At 69.3% G+C, this 17,718-nt stretch carries 17 protein-coding genes; 13 read left to right on the forward strand and 4 right to left on the reverse strand.

Annotation, left to right across the window (positions count from 1 at the left end; genetic code table 11):
• Window positions 1–33 precede the first annotated feature (33 nt).
• Together FJ251_06060 and FJ251_06065 are read left to right on the forward strand one after the other, a co-directional pair.
• Window positions 34–3,177 carry a T9SS type A sorting domain-containing protein gene (locus FJ251_06060; GenBank protein ID MBM4117296.1) on the forward strand — a complete coding sequence of 1,048 codons (3,144 nt, stop codon included), beginning with the start codon at window positions 34–36 and terminating at the stop codon, window positions 3,175–3,177.
• Between the two features lie 10 nt (window positions 3,178–3,187).
• Complete coding sequence (locus FJ251_06065; GenBank protein ID MBM4117297.1) at window positions 3,188–3,682, forward strand: hypothetical protein; 495 nt, start codon at window positions 3,188–3,190, stop codon at window positions 3,680–3,682.
• A gap of 65 nt (window positions 3,683–3,747) precedes the next feature.
• Here the strand turns inward: FJ251_06065 and FJ251_06070 are convergent, their stop codons facing one another.
• The 3 genes from FJ251_06070 to FJ251_06080 form a co-directional block, all read right to left on the reverse strand.
• On the reverse strand, window positions 3,748–4,041 hold the full coding sequence (locus FJ251_06070; GenBank protein ID MBM4117298.1) for a hypothetical protein: 294 nt from the start codon (window positions 4,039–4,041) through the stop codon (window positions 3,748–3,750).
• Between the two features lie 70 nt (window positions 4,042–4,111).
• Entirely contained in the window at window positions 4,112–5,290 is a 1,179-nt protein-coding gene (locus tag FJ251_06075) for an amidohydrolase (GenBank protein MBM4117299.1), read from the reverse strand.
• Between the two features lie 24 nt (window positions 5,291–5,314).
• Entirely contained in the window at window positions 5,315–6,166 is an 852-nt protein-coding gene (locus FJ251_06080; protein MBM4117300.1) for an ABC transporter substrate-binding protein, read from the reverse strand.
• Between the two features lie 192 nt (window positions 6,167–6,358).
• Here FJ251_06080 and FJ251_06085 point away from each other — a divergent pair, with 192 nt between their 5' ends.
• Entirely contained in the window at window positions 6,359–6,673 is a 315-nt protein-coding gene (locus FJ251_06085; protein MBM4117301.1) for a Rieske 2Fe-2S domain-containing protein, read from the forward strand.
• Here the strand turns inward: FJ251_06085 and FJ251_06090 are convergent.
• Window positions 6,670–7,470, reverse strand: a complete 801-nt coding sequence (locus FJ251_06090; GenBank protein ID MBM4117302.1) for a creatininase family protein — start codon at window positions 7,468–7,470, stop codon at window positions 6,670–6,672. The two genes, FJ251_06085 and FJ251_06090, sit on opposite strands and share 4 nt — an antisense overlap.
• A 49-nt stretch (window positions 7,471–7,519) precedes the next feature.
• Between FJ251_06090 and FJ251_06095 the strand changes: the two genes are divergently transcribed.
• From FJ251_06095 to FJ251_06140, 10 genes are all read left to right on the forward strand, one after another.
• Complete coding sequence (locus FJ251_06095) at window positions 7,520–8,623, forward strand: hypothetical protein (GenBank protein ID MBM4117303.1); 1,104 nt, start codon at window positions 7,520–7,522, stop codon at window positions 8,621–8,623.
• Between the two features lie 18 nt (window positions 8,624–8,641).
• Complete coding sequence (locus FJ251_06100) at window positions 8,642–9,220, forward strand: hypothetical protein (GenBank protein MBM4117304.1); 579 nt, start codon at window positions 8,642–8,644, stop codon at window positions 9,218–9,220.
• Between the two features lie 120 nt (window positions 9,221–9,340).
• Entirely contained in the window at window positions 9,341–9,697 is a 357-nt protein-coding gene (locus FJ251_06105) for a hypothetical protein (protein MBM4117305.1), read from the forward strand.
• 76 nt (window positions 9,698–9,773) lie between these two features.
• On the forward strand, window positions 9,774–11,009 hold the full coding sequence (locus tag FJ251_06110; protein ID MBM4117306.1) for a TolC family protein: 1,236 nt from the start codon (window positions 9,774–9,776) through the stop codon (window positions 11,007–11,009).
• Entirely contained in the window at window positions 11,002–12,351 is a 1,350-nt protein-coding gene (locus FJ251_06115) for an efflux RND transporter periplasmic adaptor subunit (GenBank protein ID MBM4117307.1), read from the forward strand. The genes FJ251_06110 and FJ251_06115 overlap by 8 nt, the downstream gene beginning before the upstream one ends.
• 10 nt (window positions 12,352–12,361) lie before the next feature.
• A complete protein-coding gene (locus FJ251_06120; protein ID MBM4117308.1) occupies window positions 12,362–15,445 on the forward strand; it encodes an efflux RND transporter permease subunit in 3,084 nt (1,027 codons plus the stop codon).
• 9 nt (window positions 15,446–15,454) lie between these two features.
• Complete coding sequence (locus FJ251_06125) at window positions 15,455–15,784, forward strand: P-II family nitrogen regulator (GenBank protein ID MBM4117309.1); 330 nt, start codon at window positions 15,455–15,457, stop codon at window positions 15,782–15,784.
• Between the two features lie 209 nt (window positions 15,785–15,993).
• Window positions 15,994–16,350 carry a hypothetical protein gene (locus tag FJ251_06130; protein ID MBM4117310.1) on the forward strand — a complete coding sequence of 119 codons (357 nt, stop codon included), beginning with the start codon at window positions 15,994–15,996 and terminating at the stop codon, window positions 16,348–16,350.
• A gap of 73 nt (window positions 16,351–16,423) precedes the next feature.
• Entirely contained in the window at window positions 16,424–17,089 is a 666-nt protein-coding gene (gene elbB, locus FJ251_06135) for an isoprenoid biosynthesis glyoxalase ElbB (GenBank protein MBM4117311.1), read from the forward strand.
• Window positions 17,086–17,718: O-methyltransferase (locus tag FJ251_06140; GenBank protein ID MBM4117312.1), on the forward strand; the 633-nt coding region annotated here is incomplete at its 3' end. The genes elbB and FJ251_06140, both read left to right, overlap by 4 nt.

Genomic DNA, 17,718 nt, shown 5'->3' on the forward strand with positions numbered 1-17,718 from the left:
GGGGCCCGCGATCGGGCTCTAACCGGGAGGTGTATGATGTGGAGCAGAAGGCTAACTTTGAGGATGCTTCTCGCGATTGCGCTGACCCCCATTTGGGGCCTGCCGGCAGTCGCCCTCGTTGACTGCCGTGTTCCTTTGCACGACGATTCGTTCACCGTTGATATCGAAACACTGCATGTCGTGCCAGACACCCTTCTCCCAGATGCGTTCAATGCGGTATTCGACCTTTACGTGAATTGGGAATGGGGTGGCGAGAATCCCTGGTGGCCGGATAGCTGTGCAGTTGCGCTCGCCAAGCTCATCATGCCTGACCTCGCCGCAGGCATCGGGCCAGAGGATTCGTATGCTCACCGCACGGCGCAGTTCTTCGGCGTCGATAGCGATACTAGCTACGCAGGCATCCACTTCGGCTACTGGCGCAAGGGGGTACGGCACGAGCAAAGCCACTTCGGACTCGTGCTTCACCAAGTGTCGTCATCGGCCCTGCCTAGCGGCTGGATCTACCTTGGAATCAAAGACCGCGGCCTCGAACCCGAGGCTGTGGCCAAGGACCACTTCGCTCACGAATGGGGACACATGTGCGACTACTCATCGGGGGCGAGCCTCTTGAATGGCTTCCCGGGCTTCGGCGACAAATGGCAGTACTTCGAGCATACCCAGGACACCCCAACCTACTATACGAGCGGAACCGAGGAGTTCATGGCGAAGAGCTCGGAGTACTACAACGGCCAGGTCAGCGAAGCGTGGTACGGCGACTTCCTCGAGTCAAAGTACTCGGTGAGTTTGGGTCGAAGCGACTGGCATGAACGCTGTCAAATGGCCTTCGGGGGCGGTGACACGGATGGCGGCAGCCGCCGCTGGGCGTTCTTCCCATTCTCTGCCTATCTCCAAGATCACTTCGCTGACGAAGGCCTGCTCTACGACTGGATCCACGAGGTTATAACCTGTGGCCTGCAGCCTCAGGACTCCTCGAACACCTGCCCACACGACTTCGCGAACCTCGCGATTCAACTTGAAGCGGACGACTACGCCGGCTCCTTTGCCCAGACATCCGGCGATGGCCGGCTGCGGGAGCTGTTCCGCGAGTTTGCACTCGCGATGTGGGTCAACTCGGACAGCCTCTTTGCAGAAGGAGACAATCCCGAAGCCTCCGTCCTCCTGCCGGAGCACCCAGGGGCGAGCGCCAGGACGAACTTCGGGTACTTCATGGTCGACTACGATGATCAGGGCAGCCCGGGCGGCAACTACTGCCAGAACGATGCCCTCTGCCTGCCGTACTACGTCGATGTCACGGAGGACGTGAAGGAGGTAACGGGGCCATTCATGGGGTCGGACTTCGGCTGCCCAGAGCAGGATCTTCGCAACTTCCGCCGCGAGCTGACTTTCGACACTTACGCCTTCGGCATCCTGCCCTTCCGCGCCGACGAATCGGTTCTCGAGTCTGGCCGCTGCCATGACCTCGAGGTTCGAATCGTCCTCGACGATGCGGTCGAGTGCTTCTACGAGGAGGATACCTTGGAGTGGGAGGCGAGCGACAACGACTACCTTCACTTCTGGGTGGTGGGCTACCCAGAGCACAGGGATAGCCTCGACATCTATGGCGCGGAGGCTGTGCTGATCGATGATGCCGCGTACACTGACTTCGCGGTAGGCGACACGCTCGCCTTCACGGTGCCCTGCTTCGGCAGCGCCTACAAGGCGGTCACGCTCGTGGTCTCGCTCACCGAACTGGAACCGTCAAGCGGCACGGCCGAGGCCCACGTGATTCCCTACCACTACGTCTGCTGGGCGGCGGACAAGAGCGGCGACCAGACGATCAGTGCCGACACCACCTGGGAAGCCGAGGAGGGGCCCTTTTGCCTAGGCGGGGAGGTCACCGTCAGCAGTGGTAAGAAGCTGACGATTGAGCCGGGAACGACCATCTGGTGCGCGGATCCGGACTCGGTTGACGGTGAGGTTGGCTTCGTTGTCAACGGACGGCTTGAGCTGAATGGCACCGCGCAGGCGGCAGTAACGCTCAAGCCGATTCTGAACAACTGGGACGGCTTCACGATCGGCAACGGAGGCGCTCTCCTCGCCGAGCACCTTGTGCTCAGCGGCCTGGACGGCCTGGCGTGCAACCCGACAGCCGATCGGGTGGGGATCCTGGATAGTGATATCACCCTCACGGCGAGCAGCTCGGTTACCGGCATGGACTTCAGCGAAGCCGACACCGTGCTAGTTGAGGGATGCAATGTCCAAGGAGGCGCGACGATTGTACTCGGCGATGGCGACCAGCTCAGTAACGTCGAGATCCACCAGCGGAGTGGTGCCGGGTGGACGGCCATCCAACTCGACGGCGACGCGACGCTCGATGACGTACTGATCTACAGCGCCAGCACGGCAGTCAAGTGCCTCAGTGGCAACCCCGAACTAGAGAACGTGAGCGCCAACAGCACGGTGAGCTGCCAGATGGCAGTGACGTCTGGGCTCAGGGCGGTGGGCACCGCAGATGTGACCGTGAGCAATTGCACCTTCGATGGATTCTGCCGCGCTATCCGCCTGGATGACTCGGCCCAGGCCTACGTGCGGCAGACCCGGGTCAATGATGCCGGGGACATCGGTATCTACGTCGGCGGCAAGAATGCCCGCGCCGACTTCGGCTACATCATCAACCCGCCGGTCGCCGGCATGTACGGCGACGACTGTATCGACACGGCCGACCCCAACGACTACCGGGTCTACAGCCGCAGCAAATACGTCTGCATGGCCGAAGGCAACTACTGGGGCACGGATAGCCCGACTTCGAGCCTCTTCTATGGCAACGTCGCCTGGGCGGATTCAATCCTCGAAGAATGCCCCGGCGGCTCGGGCGGCCCAGGGCTGAGCATCATCGCCGCGCCGCTGGCTCTGGTCGATCCGCTGCACCTCGGCCCGCCGGTGCCCAATCCCTTCAACCCGAGCTGCGAGCTGCGCTTTACGCTGCCCGCAACCGGCGCGTCCTCGAGTCTGGCGATCTACGACCTCAGCGGCCGGCGGCTCGCCACGCTCTTCAGCGGCCGGGCGGACGGCCGGGAGCACAGCCTGCGCTGGGATGGTCGGGATGCCGAAGGCCGAGCGATGAGCTCGGGAGTCTACTTCGCTCGGCTCCAGATCGGCGCCGAGAGCCAAAGCCGCAAACTCGTGGTTGTGAAGTAGGAGGCTGGCCATGCGCACGCTTCTCGCAGTCCTGATGCTGCTGGTCCCCGCGCTGGCCGGGGCGGCGGCGGTGGAGATTCCCGTCAGCACGCAGTCCATCGGTGTGCTCGGCTACGGCGCGGGCACGCTGGAAACCTTCACTCTCGACCTCGGCGACCTCGCGGCAGAAGACCTGCTCGAGGCCTCACTCGAGCTGCTGATCCAGCCGGACGCGCCCGAGGGCGCCCGCTTCGTTGAAGTGCAGGTGGCGGCCTGGGTGAACGGCGCGCCGCAGATCCCGGCCGGCCGCAGCGGCTACATGGCCGAGATCGCCGCGGACCGTGGCGAGGACGCCACGGTCTACCTGGACATCACGCCGATCCTGGCCGATGCCCTGGCGGCCGAAGAGAGCGAACCCACGCTCGTGGTGGGGGCGATCGCCGAGGACACCCTGCCCGGAGCGACGGTGCTCCCTTGGGACAGCCAGCAGGGCATCTGGGGCGTCGTGAGGATTCTCAGGAAGTAGCCGACATCCCTCATCGGCATGCAGACCCGGGAGTTGCCACGTGGCAACTCCCGGGCTTCTTCCGCTCAGCCGAAGTAGCGGAAGCGCTCGCGCGTCGCCGCGAGCGGCAGCGTGCGGTGCTTGCAGATGTAGATGCGCCCCCTGCCCTCGTAGTCCATCGCGAAGGGCACGTCGAGCTGCCGGAAGAGCGTGACCTCTGCGTAGGCTTCGCGCAGCGCCTCCTCGCGAATGTTCACGGCGATGGCTGTGTCGCCACTCCGACCCGTCGGCCACCAGTACCAGTAGCTGTTGTGCCGGCAGACCGTGGGCGGCAGCGCGAGCCCGCGCTTGCGGTAGCCGTTGGTGGCCAGGTGCAGCAAGGCCTGCAGCGCGGCGAGGCCGAGCAGCAGCCGCCAGGCGAGGGGGGCGTCTTCGGCGCGCCGCGCACGCTCATCCCGCCAGGTAGCGCCGCGCGCAGCGCACGAGCAGCTCGGCGCCGATGGCGAGCGCGTCCTCGTCCAGATCGAAGGCGGGATGGTGGTGGCTCGCCGTGATGCCCTTCGCGGTATTGCCCGCACCGACGAAGAAGAAGCAGCCCGGCACGCGGTCCAGGTAGTCGGCCATGTCCTCGCCGCCCAGCGTGCGCACCTCGACCACGTTCTCGGCGCCCAGCAGCTCGGCCGCCGTCTCGCGCACGAGCGCGGCCATCGCCGCGTCGTTGACCAGCGGGATGTTCAGGCGCTGGTAGTCGAGCCGGTAATCGCAGCCGTGCGCGTGGCAGATGCCGGCGGCCGTGTGCTCGATCAGCGTGGGAATCTCCTCCCAGATCGCCTTGTCGAAGCAGCGCACCGTGCCCGCGAGCCGCGCCTCGGCCGGGATGATGTTGAAGGCCGAGCCGGCGTGGAACTCGGCCACGGTCACCACCACCGAGGCGAGCGGATCGCTGCGCCGCGAGACCAGCGTCTGCAGCGCGCTCACCAAAGCCGCGCCGGCCACCACCGGATCGCGCGCCTCCTGCGGGTGCGCGGCGTGGCCGCCCTTCCCGATCACCGTGAGATGGAACTCGTCGACGGCGGCCATCGTCGGCCCGGCCGTCACGCCGACCTTGCCCGTGGGCAGGATGCTCCAGTAGTGCAGGCCGAGCGCGGCGTCAACGCGCGGGGACTCCAGCACGCCCTCGGCGATCATGCGCTTGGCGCCGCCCGCGCCCTCCTCGGCCGGCTGGAAGATGGCCTTCACGCGCCCGCCCTTCAGCGCGGCCGCCTCGCGCTGCAGCGCGGAGCAGGCTGTGAGCAGGGTGGCCGAGTGGCCGTCGTGGCCGCAGGCGTGCATCACGCCGGTGAAGCCGGAGCGGTACTCCTTGTTACCGTCTTCCTCGATCGGCAGCGCGTCCATGTCCGCGCGCAGGAGCAGCGTGCGTCCGCCGGCGGCGCTGCCGATCATGGCGACGACGCCCGTCTCGGCCACGCCGGTGGTGGGCGCGAGGCCGAGCCCGCGCAGGGTCTCGGCGATGACCCCCGCCGTGCGCTTCTCCTGGAAGCCGAGCTCGGGATGGCGATGGAAGTCGCGGCGCAGGCGGATGAGCCCCTGGCGCTCCTGTGCGGTGAGACTCGGGCTCAGGGTGTCCATGCGCCTCCCTGCCGCCCGCGGCGGCTAGCTGATGAACTCCACGGCGATCGGCCGTTCGAGGTAGCCGCGCTGATGCGCGCGCTCGAGGAAGAGCGCGATGCTGCGCCGCCCGCGCTCGCCGTAGTCGAGCGTGAGCGCGTTGACGTACATCCCCACAAAGCGGTCGGCGAGGGCCAGATCCAGCCCACGCCCGAAGCCGAGCGCGTAAGCCACCGCCTCGTCTCGGTGCGCCAGCCCGTAGGCGATGCTCGCCTTGAGAATCCCGTTCAGTTCGCGCATGCGCGCGGGGCCGAGATCGCGGCGCACGGCGTTGCCGCCGAGGGGCAGCGGCAGGCCGCCGGTTTCGGCGCCCCACCAGACACCGAGGTCGAGCAGCAAGGCCAGCCCCTCGCTCGCGTAGGTGAGCTGCCCCTCGTGGATGATGAGCCCGGCGTCGAACTCCCCGGCCGCCACGGCCTCGGTGATGCGATCGAAGGGGAGCACCGTGTAGTCGAAGTCGCCGATCGCCAGGCGCAGGGCGAGAAAGGCGCTGGTCAGCGTGCCGGGCACGGCGATCTTGTGCCGCGTGGCCTCGGCGAGCGTGAGGCCCGGACGCGCGACCAGCATGGGGCCGTAGCCGTCGCCCATGCTGGCCCCGCAGGCGAGCAGCGCGTAGCGATCCTGCAAGTAGGCGTAGGCGTGGATCGACACGGCGCTGATGTGCAGCTCGCCGGCCAGCGCGCGGCGGTTGAGCGTCTCGATGTCCTGCAGGATGTGCGTGAAGCGATAGGGCCCCGCGTTGACGAAGCCCTTGGCGAGGCCGTAGAACATGAAGGCGTCGTCGGGGTCGGGGCTGTGGCCGAGCAGGATCTCGAGCGCGTCCGCGGGGGCGGGCATGGCAACTCCGGGTCGTGGGGGAAAAGGCAGGCGCCGAGAGGCTAGCAGATCGCGGGGGCCTGCGGCAAGGCGCCCGCGCCCCACGCGGCGATTGCGCAGCGCGCCTCTTCCGGATGGCGCCGCCATTTGCTAGACTGCCTCGGTCGGCGCGGCAGGGACGCCCGCCGCTCAGCGTTAGGGATCGAGAGGTTCATGAAGCACGGCGAGTTCATCCGGGTTTGCTCCCTCGACGAAGTGCCCGCGGGCGAGGCGCGCGCCTTCACCGTCGAGGGCTACGACATTGCCATCTTCAACACCGGCGACGAGCTCTACGCCATCGAGAACCGCTGCCCGCACATGGGCGCCGAGCTGGCCGAGGGCGAGATGATCGACCGCACCGTCTGCTGCCACGAGCACGGCTGGGTGATCGACCTGGAGACCGGCGAGGTGGTGGACCAGGAGGAATCGGGCGTCGCCACCTTCCCCGTGCAGGTGAAGGACGGCGAGATCCTCGTGCAGCTCGCCTAGCCGCGGGGCCCGCCGACCAGCGCCGCCAGCTCCGCGGCATAGAGATTCACGCACAGCTCGAAGAGCCGCTTGCCCTTCTCGGCGCTGGCCAGGGAGGGGTCGCTGTACATGCGGCCGTCGGGGAAGAGGCGCCGGAACTCGCCCGGTCCCAGCGGCCACTCGTGCGCGGGCTTGTCTGGCGCGACCGGCGCGAGCGGCGCGACCGCGCGCGGGAAGAGGTGCATCGTGATGCTGATCTCGGCGGGCGTGGCGTGGTCGCCGTTGCGCTCGCCGATGAGTTCGTCCTCGAGGGCCTTGACCTCGGGCCGCTCCCACCAGCTCCGCCAGATCCAGCGCAGGTCTTCGCGACGCGTGAGCAGGTCGCTGGCCGCCGCCGAGGCGGCTGGCGTATTCCCGCCGTGCCCGTTGACGAAGTAGAAGGTGCGAAAGCCATGCCGTGCGAGCGACTCGACGGTATCCGTGAGCAGCTTGCCGTAGCCCGCGGCCGTGAGGCTGGCCGTGCCCGGGAAGCCGAGGTGGTGCTGGCTCATGCCGACGGCGAGCACCGGATGCACCAGCACGCCGCAGCGCTCGCCGATCGCCAGGGCCAGGGCCTCGGCGATCAGGTGGTCCGTGCCGATCAGACCGTTCGGCCCGTGCTGCTCGGTGGCGCCGGTGGGGATGATGATCGCGTCCTTCCCGCGCAGGTAGGCCTCCACCTGGGACCAGGTCAGCAGGGCGAGACGCATGGCGGGCCTCCTCGGGGTTGTCGGCCCAGGCTGCGCGAAGCGGCGGCCGCCTGGCAAGCGGATTTGCATGGGCCGCGCGCCGTGCTATCATTCAGTGTCTCGGGCGGGGAGGTTGAAGATGCGTGGAGTCGCCCTGGTCGCTCTGCTGCTTCTGCCAGGCGCCGCGCCGGCGGCCATCTACCACCTCGAAGCCGACGGCAGCGGCGACTTCCCGACCATCGCCGCCGCGCTGGCCGTGGCCACGGCCGGCGATGTCGTCGAGCTCGGTTGCGGCACCTACTACGAGCACGACCTCGTCATTCCCACCGGCGTCACACTGCGCAGCGAGGGCGGCGTCGCCTCGTGCGCCACGATCGACGCGCAGCAGCAGGGGCGAGTGCTCCAAGGACGCCCGGCCGAGTTGTCTGGACTGACCATCCGCAACGGTTGCCTGGGCACGATGAACGGTGCCTTCGGAGCCGGCGCCTATCTGGGTGCCGCAGTCAGCATCCTGAACTGCAGCTTCTTGGATAACCTGATTGATCCGAGTCCCAATGGCAAAGGAGGGGGACTCTACCAGTACAGCGGTCACGCGCATCTCGTTGCCTGCCAATTCAAGGGCAATACCGCCAATCATCATGGAAGCGGCGCGCACTTCGACAGATCCGCAGAGCTGAGCTTCTGCCACTTCGAAGGCGATGATCTGAAGATTGGCGGGAGTCATCCGGCACCTGGCAGCCGCCTCGATGGCTGCGTGCTCCTGGACTGCAACGTTAGTCTTTCGGTGCCCTCCCCAAAGATTCGCAACTGCGTTCTGGCCCGAGGTCGGCTGTGGCTCTGGTGGGATCCCTGGTCGGAAGTCGAGATCTTGGGCACTACTTTAGTCGAGGAAGAGGTGCTTTGGTGGGGGGGTAACCTCGTGCTGAGCATGCATGGGTGCCTTCTCAGTGCCAGCTCTATCCAGATGGTTCTGTTTCCAGTCGAGGTCGAGAATGCAACCTGCAACGACTTTCATGACACCCAGATAACGGGCGGGATCGCAGATTGGCTCGGCCACTTCGGAAACATCTCAGCCGATCCACTCTTCTGCGACGCCCCCGGGGGCGACTACCGCCTGCACGCGAACTCGCCCTGCGCGCCGGCAGGCAACGCGTGCGGCGCCCTGATCGGTGCGCTACCGGTGGGCTGTGACGCCACGGGCATCGAAACGAAGAGCTGGAGCAGTATCAAGGCGCTTTACTAGGGAGGAGGAGGCAGTCGCATGCGAGTTCTGACCGCTATTGCCCTCCTGGTTGGCCTGGCCGCGACCGGCACGGCCCAGGAGATCGATCCCATCAACATGCACGCCTTCCTCTTGGATGATCACCCATTCACGATCGCACCCTGCGGCGGCGATCCCATGCCGGTGCTCGACATCATCCTCGAGGATAGCGGCAACAATCCCATCGAGGTGATCGCGAGCGATATCTGGCTCGACTCCCCGCCGTCCATGCTCGACTTCTGCTGGGCGGTGATTGCGGACAGCTCGACCTTCCGTCCGGACCCTGGGCACACGACGATCAGCGGCGAGATCCATGGCGGACTGCAATCGCTGTCGATCTGCGCGGCAGCGCAAGTGGACGTGATCGCCATCGGCTATGTCATCGGGCGCTTCGATCTCCAGGTCAACAGCCCCGACCTGAACGGCGACCGAGAGGTTACAGTTGCCGACTTCGGCCTCTTCGCGGGGCGCTTCCAGACCAGCGATCCCTGCGCGGACTACAACGAGGATGGCTTCGTCTCCGTGGCCGACTTCGGGCTCTTCGCCGGCTGGTTCGGGGACTGCGTCTGCGTTCCCTGAGGCCGCCCATCCACTAAGATGACCCCCGGCTCCGATTGGTGTTCTGCCCGCCCGGCTTGCGCGGCGGCGCAGGGCTTGCTACGATTTCCAGGCACAACCCCAGCCGCCGGATCCAGCCGCATGCTGCTCGCCCTTCGCCATCGTGCCTTCGCCCTCGTCGCGCTGCTCTTTCTGCTCAGCGCATCGGCGGTCGATCTTTGCCGGCACGGGCTGGGGGGCGCGCCGGCGGAGGCGGGAGTGCCGCCGACGGCGTCGGCCTTTGCCTGCGGCGATTGCGGTGACTGCTGCGAGAGTGGCGCCGGCGGCGAAGCCGATCACTGCCACGCCTGCCTCTGCGCTTGCCACAGCGTCGGCGTGCTCGCCGCGGCGGGTGGACTCGCTTCCAATCTGAGCGCGGCACCGATCGCCGCGACACCGGCGCCCCAGCGCGCCGCTGGCTTCCACGCAGCGCTCGAGCGGCCACCCCTGGCCTCCTGATTCCCTCGTCAAAGCCATCGCCCGGCCCCCGCAAGGAGGCCCGGATGCCCTTTGCCCTGCGGAAGCGGAGGAGGCCATGCCTCGAGATGCGGCGCGCCTCGCGCGCGCCTTCGCCCTGTTCATCGTTGCGCCGGCGCTCGCGCAGGCTGCCGAAGGTCCGATCCTGCGCTGGGAGGACCTCCGCGCGCAGATCGCTGCGCAGCCCGAGTTGCTCGCGGCCCGCGCCGCGCTCGACGCGGCGACGGGCGCCAGCGACGCCATCGCGCTGCCCAATCCCGAACTCGAGCTGGCCCGCGGTCGCGCCGAAACACTCGCGCCCGAGGAGCCGGCCGACGCCGATACCTGGGAGCTGGCCCTCAGCCTGTCGCTGCGGCCCTGGGGACCCTGGCGCCACGAGCGCGCCGCGGCGCGCGCGGAGCGGGACGCCGCCGCGGCCGAGCTGGACGCCGCACGCCGCGCGCTCACGCGCGACCTCGCCGCGCGCTTCTGGCAGGTCGCCCACGACCAGCGCCAGGAGCGTTTGCTCGTCGAGACCGAAGCGCAGCTTGCGCGCCTCGTCGAGATCGCCGCCTTGCGCGTCCAGCTCGGCGAGGCGCGTCCCCTCGAGCCTTTGCGCCTGGAGATGGAACTCGAGACCCTGCGCGCCGAGATCCGCGCCGCCGCGGGCGCGGCCCGCCTCGCCCGCGAGGCGCTGGGCCGGCGTCTCGGCCTCGAGCCCGCGGCCGATTTCAGCGTGGACGCCGACTGGGACACGCTGCCGCCCCTGCCGCCGCCGGCCGCGGCGGACGCCCCCGCGCATCCCGCGCTGCTCGCCGCGACGGCGCGCGGCAAGGGTGCCGATGCCGCCTTCGCTGCGGCGCGCGCGGAGCGCTGGCCGGGCCTGCGCCTGGGCGCCTACCGCGCCCGCGAGCTGGACAGCGAAAGCGAGGGTCTCAGCCTTGCTCTCGAGCTGCCGCTCTTCGATCGGCGCGGCGGAGCCGTCACCCGCGCGCGCGCCGAGGCGACGCTCGCCGAGCAGGAGCGAGCGCTCGTCGCCCGCGAACTCGCCGACGCGCTCGCCGCCGCCGACGCGGAAGCCCGGCTCGCCCGCGAGCGCGCCCAGGGCCTGCGCCAGGCCGTGCTGCCCCGCGCCGCGCAGGTGCTCGCCGCCGCCGAGGCCGAGTACCGCGTGGGCGAGACCGACCTCGTCACCCTGCTGGACGCCCGCCGCGCCCACGCCGACACCGAGAGCGACTTGCTCGCCGCCGAACTCGCCTATCGCCTGGCCCTCGCCGAGCTCGAGGCCCTCATCCCGGGAGACGACCATGACTAGCACCGCGATCCTGCGCCTGGCCGCGCTGGCTCTCTTCATCGCCCTCGCCGGCTGCCAGAATGCGCCGCCCGAGGGCGCCGCCGTCGCCCAGACCGACAGCCGCGAACCCGCCGACGCGCACGATCGCGGCGAGGTCGACACCCACGATCATGGCGAGGGCGAGGGCTCGGACCTCGACCGCCCGGTAGCGGAGCTCTTCGCCGCGCGCTGCGAGCACGACCTGCTCACCCACGCGTGCACCGAGTGCCGCTACGAGGTGGGCGTGGCGCGCGTGCCCGCCGAGCTGATCGCCGACGGTCTCATCACCACGGCGCAGGCGGCCGAGCGGGCCCTGCCCGAGGTGATCGAGCTGCCCGGCGAGATTCGCTTCGACGAGCACCGCATCGCGCACCTGATGCCGCAGGTCACCGGCGTCATCGAGGCCGTGCAGGTGGAGCTCGGCAGCCGCGTCGCTGCCGGCGCAGCGCTCCTGGAGATCGCCAGCGCGGAGCTGGCCGCCGCCGAGGCCGACTACCTGGCCGCGATCACCGAGGAGTCGCTGGCCACGCGCGCCCAGGCGCGACTCACGGCCCTGCGCGCGGCGAAGATCGCCAGCGAGCGCGAGACGCTCGAGACCGAGCAGCGCCTGGCTGCGGCGCGCATCACGAGCGCAACGGGTCGCCAGCGCCTGGTCGCGCTCGGGCTCGGCGAGATCGAGCTCGGCGCCCTCGTCGCCGGCGGCGCGCTGCGCGCGGACGGCCGACTCGTCCTGCGCGCGCCCTTCGCGGGCGAGATCCTCGCCCTGCACGCCGTGCGCGGCGAGCAGGTCGCGCCCGGCGGCGAGCTCGCGCTGCTCGGCGACACGGCGCAGCTCTGGGTCTGGGTGGACGTCTACGAGGCCCAGCTCTCGCGGCTCGAGGCCCTGCGCCGGGCCGGCCCCGTGCCCGTGAGAGTCAGCGTGCCTGCCTACCCAATGCACGAGTTCGTCGGCCGGCTCGATCTGATCGGCAGCACGATGGACGAGACAACCCGCACCGTGAAGTCGCGCATCCGCATCGGCAACTCGGAGGGCCGCCTGCGCCCCGGCATGTTTGCGACGGTGCGCATCGCCCTGCCCGGCGCGGGCCGCGCGCTCGCCGTGCCCGCCGACGCGCTGCTGGCGGACGCGGGCCGCGACTTCGTCTTCGTCCACCACGCGGACGACTACTTCGTGCGCCGTCCGGTGCAGGCGGGCCGGCGCTGGGACGGCCAGGTCGAGATCCTCGCGGGGCTCGCGCCCGGCCAGACCGTGGCCGCCGCCGGCGCCTTCCTCCTCAAGTCCGACGTCCTGCGCTCCAAGATGGGCGCGGGCTGCGCGGATTAGGGGGCGCTACATGGCAATCACGAAGTGGCTCCTCGCCAATCGCTTCCTGGTGCTGATCGCGACGGGCGTTCTCGTCGTCGCCGGCCTGCTGGCCTGGCGGCACCTGCCGATCGACGCCTTCCCGGACGTGACCAGCACGCAGGTGATGATCCTCAGCCAGGCGCCGGGCCTCGCGGCCGTCGATGTCGAGGAGCGCGTCAGCTACCCGATCGAGCAGGTGATGCGCGGCCTGCCGCGGGTGACCGAGGTGCGCTCGCTGTCCAAGGCGGGCCTCTCGCAGGTCGTCATCATCTTCGAGGACGGCGTCGACACCTACTGGACGCGGCAGCTCGTCTTCGAGCGCCTCGCGATGGCGCGCGAGCAGCTCCCGCCCGGCGTGGAGCCGGAGCTGGGACCGATCAGCACCGGCCTCGGCGAGATCTTCCAGTACACGCTCGAGGGCGAGGGGCTGGACCCGATGGAGCTGCGCACGCTGCAGGATTGGCTGGTCGCGCCGCTGCTGAAGCCCATCCCCGGCGTGAACGAGGTGAACAGCTTCGGCGGACAGGTGAAGCAGTACCAGGTGCTCGTCTCGCCGGAGAAGCTGCTCAAGTACGGGCTGACCGTGAACGAGGTGGCCGAGGCCGTGGCGGCCAACAACGCCAACGCGGGCGGTGGCGTGATCGTGCAGGGCTGGGAGCAGGTCTACCTGCGCGGCGTGGGGCTGCTCGGGGACATCCCCGACATCGAGCGCATCGTGCTCAAGGCCGAGGGCGGCTCGCCCGTGCACCTCGCCGACGTGGCCGAGGTGGTCATCGGCGCCGAGCCGCGGCAGGGCGCAGTCACCCGCGACGGTAAGGGCGAGGTCGTGGCCGGCATGATCATCATGCTCAAGGGCGAGAACGCGCAGGAGGTGGTGGAACGCGTGCAGGCGGCGGCGGCGCGGATCGGCGATGCGCTGCCCGATGGCGTGCGCCTGAGCGTCTTCTACGACCGCAGCTCGCTGATCGAGGCCTGCATCGAGACGGTCATGGACGCCCTCCTCGAGGGTGGGCTGCTCGTGATCCTCGTGCTGTTCCTCTTCCTCGCCGAGCTACGCACGGCGCTGATCGTGGTCTTCACGCTACCCCTCACCTTTCTCGTCGCGTTCATCGTCATGGGCCGCGTGGGTCTCTCCTCGAACCTGATGAGCCTGGGCGGCCTCGCCTTCTCGGTGGGCATGGTGGTGGACGCCTCGATCGTCGTCGTGGAGAACGTGCGGCGGCACCTCGCCCACCGCCGCCGGCCGGAGCACCGGCGGCAGATCATCGCCGAGGCCATCGCCGAGGTGGCGCGCCCGGTGTCCTTCTCGGTACTGATCATCGCGCTGATCCTGGTGCCGCTATTCACGCTGCAGGGGATCGAGGGCAAGCTATTCGCGCCGCTGGCCCTGACCATGCTGATCGCGCTGCTCGTCTCGCTGGCGGTGGCGCTCACCGTTGTGCCCGTGCTGGCCGACGTACTCCTCAAGCAAGCGCCCGAGCGGGAGTTCGGCTTCATCCGGCGCTTCCACGGCGGCTACCTCGCGCTGCTCGGGCGCGCGCTGCGGCGTCCCCGCGTCACGCTGGGGATCTCCCTCGCGGTGCTCCTCGGCTCGGCCGCGCTCACGCCGCTCGTCGGCACGGAGTTCATGCCGCCACTCGACGAAGGTTCGCTGGCGATCAACGTCGTCCGGCTGCCGAACGCCTCGCTGGCGGGCTCGGTGCGCGTGGCCGAGCACCTGGAGCGGCGCCTGCTGCGCTTCCCCGAGGTGGAGACGGTGGTCAGCAAGACAGGCCGCGCGGAGATCTCCGAGGACCCGATGGGCCCGGAGCAGACCGACCTCTTCGTCATGCTGAAGCCGCGCAAGGCCTGGGGGACGGGGCGCAGCAAGGCCGAGCTGGTCGCCGCCATCCAGGCCGACCTGGCTGCGGTGCCCGGCCTGCGCTACTCCTTCTCGCAGCCCATCGCCCTGCGCGTGAACGAACTGATCTCGGGCGTGAAGAGCGATCTTGCCGTGAAGGTCTTCGGGCCCGACCTCGCCGTGCTCAAGGACTTCGCCGACCGCGCGGCCGCGCTGATGGGCGGGGTGAGGGGCGCGGCCGACGTCAAGGTCGAGCAGGTCTCGGGGATGAACCAGCTCGACGTCGTCATCGACCGCGCGGCGCTCGCCCGCTACGGCCTCAGCGTGGACGCGGTCAACGCCACGATCGAGACGGCCATCGCCGGCCAGGAGGCGAGCCGGATCATCGAAGGGCAGCGGCGCTTCGCGCTCGTCGTGCGCTTTCCCGAATCGGCGCGGAGCGACGCGGCGGCGGTCGGCGGCTTGCTCGTCGCCGCGCCGGGCGGCGAGCGCGTGCCCCTGCGCCAGCTCGCCCAGTTCCGGCTCACGGAGGCGCCGGCGCAGATCAGCCGCGAGGACGGCCTGCGCCGCGTGGTGGCGGAGGCCAACGTGCGCGGCCGCAATCTCGGCGGCTTCGTGGCGGAGGTGCAGGCGGCCCTGGCGCCGCTGGTCGCCACGCTGCCCAGCGGCAGCTTCGTCGAGTACGGCGGCCAGTTCGAGAACCAGCAGCGCGCCATGCGCCAGCTCGCGATCGTCGTGCCGATCGCGCTGCTCCTGATCCTCGTCCTGCTCTTCATGGCGCTCGGCTCGGTGACGAACTCGCTGCTCGTGCTGCTCAACCTGCCCTTCGCGCTGGTGGGCGGCGTGCTGGCCGTGCTCGCCTTCGGCATGGCCCTCTCGGTATCGGCGGCGGTGGCCTTCATCGTGCTGCTCGGCATCGCCGTGCAGAACAGCGTCGTGCTGGTCGCCTTCTTCCGCCAGCTGCGCGAGCAGGGTGAGTCGGCGCTGGACACCGTGCTCAAGGGCTGCGACTTGCGCTTTCGCCCGCTCTTCATGACCGCCCTCACCAGCTTCATCGGCCACCTGCCGATGCTTTTCGCCACCGGCTCTGGCGCGGACATCCAGAAGCCACTGGCGGTGGTGGTGATGGGCGGCCTGATCACCTCGACCCTGCTCACGCTGATCGTGCTGCCGGTTATCTACCACCTGCTCGCCAGCCGGTTCGCGCGGCGCGAGGCAGGCGCCGCGCCCTAGGAGGTTGCGATGAAGGAGATCAAGGCGCTGATCCGCCCCGCCGTCGTGTCGCGCGTGATCGATGCGCTCCACGAGAGCGTCGAGCTGCCCGGTATCACCGTGTCGGCCGTGACCAGCTTCGGGCGTCAGCCGCCAGCGGGTGCGTCTGCGGCAACGCACGACGACGAAGCGATGACGAAGATCGAGATCGCCGTGCCGGACGCGCTGGTGGCACAGGCCGTCGAGAGCCTCGCTAAGGCCGCGCACACGGGCAGTGCGAGCGACGGGAAGATCTTCGTGTTCGCCGTCGAGGACGCTCTGCGGATTGCGTCGGGCGAACGGGGAGAAGCGGCACTCTGAGGCCGGGTGCCGATGCGGGAAACGTGGGGGGAGTTTCGAGCGCGGACTCACAGGCGGATGCGCCCCAGGTTGCTCGGCGAGGCGCCGGCCGCCGCGTCGGGTTGGCGGCGCCTGCCAGCGGCCGGCGGCAACTGCATGGCTCCTCGGAAAGGGGAATGACTCCGGCACGCGCCTTGCTATTTCTTCGGTCGCGCAAAGGAGGTTTCACCATGCGGCCACCTGCCTGGCGATCGGCGCCGTTGCGCCTGGCGTCGCTGATGGTGCTTGCGGGCCTGCTCGGGGGCCCAGGGTCGGCATCAAGTGCGCGAGCGGGCGAAGCGGGCGTCGCGCCCGCAGCTCCGGATTCGACGGCGGCCCTGCACGGCAAGAATGCCCGTCGCGCGGATCGCTTCAAGCGCTTGGTCGCCAATTTCAAGGGCGATCGCCTGGCGATCTACCAGCAGTACGGCTACCCCGCCTATCGCTACTTCGAGCTGAAGTTCAGCACGCGGACCGAGCACTGGATCTATCTGGTGGAGGACCTGGAGTTCGTCTTCGAGGGCGACCGCCTCGTCGCCCGCCAGTAGCGGCGAGTTCGGCGCCCGTTTGACGGCCGCCCCCGGCGCGGCTATGCTGATGCCACAGCGCAGGAGGTGCAGCATGGCCAAGGTGGGAGTCGTCCTCTCGGGCTGCGGGGTTTTCGACGGCAGCGAGATCTACGAGACCGTCGCCACCCTGCTGGCCTTGGACCGAGCCGGCGCCGAGGTGGTCGCGGCCGCGCCGGACCTGGATTTCGACGTCGTCGACCACTACACGGGCAAGGCCACGGGCGAGCGGCGGAACGTCCTCGTCGAGTCGGCGCGCATCGTGCGCGGCAAGATCAAACCGCTCGCCGAGCTGCGGGCGGCAGAGATCGACGCCATCATCCTGCCCGGCGGCTTCGGCGCCGCCAAGAACCTCTCGGACTTCGCGAGCCAGGGCGCCAAGGCGGCGGCCATGCCCGAGCTTGCCCGCCTCCTGCGCGAGCTGCGCCAGGCCGGCAAGCCGATCGGCGCCATCTGCATCGCGCCGGCGGTGCTGGCGGCGGCCTTCGAGGAGGAGCGCCTGGCGCCGACCCTCACCATCGGCGACGACAGGAAGACCGCAGCAGCGCTCGAGGCGAAGGGCGCCCGACACCAGTCCTGCCCGGTGCGCGAGTTCGTCGTCGACGAGAAGAACAAGATCGTGACGACCCCGGCCTACATGCTGGCCAACCGCGTGAGCGAGGCGGCCGAGGGCATCGAGAAGCTGGTGGCGGCCGTGCTGCGCCTGGCCGGGACGCGATGAGCCTGCTCGACGAGGACGTTGCGGCCTACTTGCGAGGCCTGGCCCTGACGGACGAGGATCCCCTGCTCGCCGAGATGCATGCGCTGGCCCTCGAGCGCAGCTTCCCGATCGTCGGGCCCGAGGTGGGGCGCTTCCTCGCGCAGCTCGTCCACTTGCTGCGGGCCAGACGCGTCTTCGAGATGGGCTCGGGTTTCGGCTACAGCGCGCTCTGGCTGGGGCGCGCCCTGCCCGAGGACGGCGAGCTCGTCTGCACGGACGGCGACGCTGCCAACCTGGAACGCGCGCGCGGCTTCCACGCGCGCGCGGGCATCGCCGGCAAAGTGAGCTACCTGCGCGGACACGCGCAGGACCTGCTCGCCGTGACGCCGGGGCTCTTCGACCTCATCGTCTGCGACATCGAGAAGGAAGAGTATCCGGAGCTGCCTGAACTGCTGCGCGGCCACCTGCGCGTGGGGGGCGCCGTCCTCGTCGACAACCTGCTCTGGGACGGGCGCGTCGCCGACCCCGAGGACGAGGAGCCGAGCACGCTCGGCGTGCGCGCCTACACGCGGCGGATGTGGGAGAACCCGGAGTACCTTTCGAGTCTGCTGCCGGTGCGCGACGGGGTGGGCCTGAGCATACGCCTGCGC

Source organism: bacterium, from assembly GCA_016873475.1.
Classification (GTDB): Bacteria; Krumholzibacteriota; Krumholzibacteriia; order JACNKJ01; family JACNKJ01; genus VGXI01.

Bases quoted from the DNA above. Each gene is read 5' to 3' on its own strand.
- FJ251_06060 (MBM4117296.1), top strand. From the start codon at position 34: ATGATGTGGAGCAGAAGGCTAACTTTGAGGATGCTTCTCGCGATTGCG.
- FJ251_06065 (MBM4117297.1), top strand. From the start codon at position 3,188: ATGCGCACGCTTCTCGCAGTCCTGATGCTGCTGGTCCCCGCGCTGGCC.
- FJ251_06075 (MBM4117299.1), bottom strand. From the start codon at position 5,290: ATGGACACCCTGAGCCCGAGTCTCACCGCACAGGAGCGCCAGGGGCTC.
- FJ251_06080 (MBM4117300.1), bottom strand. From the start codon at position 6,166: ATGCCCGCCCCCGCGGACGCGCTCGAGATCCTGCTCGGCCACAGCCCC.
- FJ251_06085 (MBM4117301.1), top strand. From the start codon at position 6,359: ATGAAGCACGGCGAGTTCATCCGGGTTTGCTCCCTCGACGAAGTGCCC.
- FJ251_06090 (MBM4117302.1), bottom strand. From the start codon at position 7,470: ATGCAAATCCGCTTGCCAGGCGGCCGCCGCTTCGCGCAGCCTGGGCCG.
- FJ251_06095 (MBM4117303.1), top strand. From the start codon at position 7,520: ATGCGTGGAGTCGCCCTGGTCGCTCTGCTGCTTCTGCCAGGCGCCGCG.
- FJ251_06100 (MBM4117304.1), top strand. From the start codon at position 8,642: ATGCGAGTTCTGACCGCTATTGCCCTCCTGGTTGGCCTGGCCGCGACC.
- FJ251_06105 (MBM4117305.1), top strand. From the start codon at position 9,341: ATGCTGCTCGCCCTTCGCCATCGTGCCTTCGCCCTCGTCGCGCTGCTC.
- FJ251_06110 (MBM4117306.1), top strand. From the start codon at position 9,774: ATGCCTCGAGATGCGGCGCGCCTCGCGCGCGCCTTCGCCCTGTTCATC.
- FJ251_06115 (MBM4117307.1), top strand. From the start codon at position 11,002: ATGACTAGCACCGCGATCCTGCGCCTGGCCGCGCTGGCTCTCTTCATC.
- FJ251_06120 (MBM4117308.1), top strand. From the start codon at position 12,362: ATGGCAATCACGAAGTGGCTCCTCGCCAATCGCTTCCTGGTGCTGATC.
- FJ251_06125 (MBM4117309.1), top strand. From the start codon at position 15,455: ATGAAGGAGATCAAGGCGCTGATCCGCCCCGCCGTCGTGTCGCGCGTG.
- FJ251_06130 (MBM4117310.1), top strand. From the start codon at position 15,994: ATGCGGCCACCTGCCTGGCGATCGGCGCCGTTGCGCCTGGCGTCGCTG.
- elbB (MBM4117311.1), top strand. From the start codon at position 16,424: ATGGCCAAGGTGGGAGTCGTCCTCTCGGGCTGCGGGGTTTTCGACGGC.